This window comes from Halorhodospira abdelmalekii (assembly GCF_016583625.1).
GTDB classification, from domain to species: Bacteria; Pseudomonadota; Gammaproteobacteria; order Nitrococcales; family Halorhodospiraceae; genus Halorhodospira; species Halorhodospira abdelmalekii.
Genome location: NZ_NRRN01000121.1, coordinates 1 through 1,419, shown reverse-complemented (window position 1 = coordinate 1,419; position 1,419 = coordinate 1). Strand labels below are relative to the sequence as shown.

2 protein-coding genes are annotated in these 1,419 nt (G+C 61.7%); both read right to left on the bottom strand.

Going from position 1 to position 1,419, the window contains the following annotated elements:
* Positions 1-174: 174 nt before the first annotated feature.
* A complete protein-coding gene (locus CKO15_RS13720) occupies positions 175-546 on the bottom strand; it encodes a type II toxin-antitoxin system PemK/MazF family toxin (protein ID WP_200197385.1) in 372 nt (123 codons plus the stop codon).
* Positions 543-776 (bottom strand): DUF2281 domain-containing protein, encoded by a 234-nt coding sequence (locus CKO15_RS13715; protein WP_200197383.1) that lies wholly within the window; start codon positions 774-776, stop codon positions 543-545. The genes CKO15_RS13720 and CKO15_RS13715 overlap by 4 nt, the downstream gene beginning before the upstream one ends.
* Positions 777-1,419 lie beyond the last annotated feature (643 nt).

The window sequence follows — 1,419 nt, the reverse complement described above, 5'->3', positions numbered from 1 at the left end:
ACGCTTAGCCACTGCCCTCGCGGGCAACAGCCCATGACTCGGGGTCCCGGCCGGTGGCCTCCCTTACCGGGCAGAGGGCTTTCACCTCCAATCTCCTACCGATTTATCTCGGCGCTCTGCCTGTCCCCCACATCCTCCCCCACATCCACTGTGTGCCGTCACGGCGTGCAGGGGTCAGGCGGGAGTCCCCTCCTCATCGGCTTCACAGGCAATCCAGCGACTCAGCCGACGCCGCAGGTCGTACAGTCTGGCCTCGGTCACCGTCCCCATTGACCCCAGCAACAAGACACCGTCCAGCACCGCAACACGTGACAGCCGAAAGACACTGGACACTTTGAGACCGGAGACAGCAAACTCCTCAGCCTCCGACATCAGTACCCAGTCGAGACCTGGCGCTGTCTGATGCAGCCGGGAGGAAATCATGCAGACGAGCCAGTCATCACGGGCGTGATCGAGCCGCCGCAGCAACAGCACGGGCCGCTTCTTGCTGTGGGTGAGATCGGTGAAAGGAAAGGGCATCAAGGCAATCTGACCGGCTCGCTTCATGGCCAGCGCTCCTTGAGATCATCCTCGGTGTAGAGGTCAGGCTCGTCCTCCAGCCCACGCATGGCTTGCTCAACGCTCAGAGTGTGAAACTGCTGATCTGACCAGTCGGCCTGATCGTCTTGCTCCGCACCGCCGTAGCGCTCTTCCAGGAAAGTCACGAAATCCAGCACCTCCTGCTGACGAAAAGCCGGCAGGCGACGTACCTTGGCAATCAGCTCATCAAGCTGCATGGCACCTTACCTCAACGCTTCATGGCCTTTGCGGCCAGCATAGCACGGGGTAGCCGCCACGGCGTGCAGGGGTCAGGCGGGCGCCCCCTCCTCGCCGGCGCCTACCCTGTCGGCGCCCTCCTCCGGCCAGGCCTCGACGGCGATCCAGCCGGCCTCGCTCAGGGCCGTGGGTGTCGCGCGGTAGCCCGCAAATCCCGTCACCAGGCTACTCGCGGACCCGGTTGAGAGATCACCATCGCTCAACCGTTCGACAGCGCTAACTGAACGCGACTAGCTCAGTCGAACCGACCAACCCCACTCCCACCCTTCAGCAATGCGGCTGAAACGGGCCGCCGTGCCCAGCGCTTCCTGCTCCTTGCCGCTTGTAGGCCGCAAGAGCGGAAAACCGACCTCCTGAGCCCCCAAATCCTTGAGCGATCGCAATTCTTGCCTTTTTACATAAGACCCATTATGCGAAACACGAAAGACTTAGAACAAATACAAAAAAGCACAAGCAAAAGGGGGACAAGCAAGTGCCGGAGAGTAAGCCGGGGCCTCACCGGCGTTTAGGCAGAAGTTGGTTTTCTCTGTTTGCCGCCTGGTTTCCCGGCGGTGCCACAATATCTCCGCCATGCGTCGGCTCGGCTCCCGGCTCCTCGCAGAA

Bases quoted from the DNA above. Each gene is read 5' to 3' on its own strand.
- CKO15_RS13720 (WP_200197385.1), bottom strand. From the start codon at position 546: ATGAAGCGAGCCGGTCAGATTGCCTTGATGCCCTTTCCTTTCACCGAT.
- CKO15_RS13715 (WP_200197383.1), bottom strand. From the start codon at position 776: ATGCAGCTTGATGAGCTGATTGCCAAGGTACGTCGCCTGCCGGCTTTT.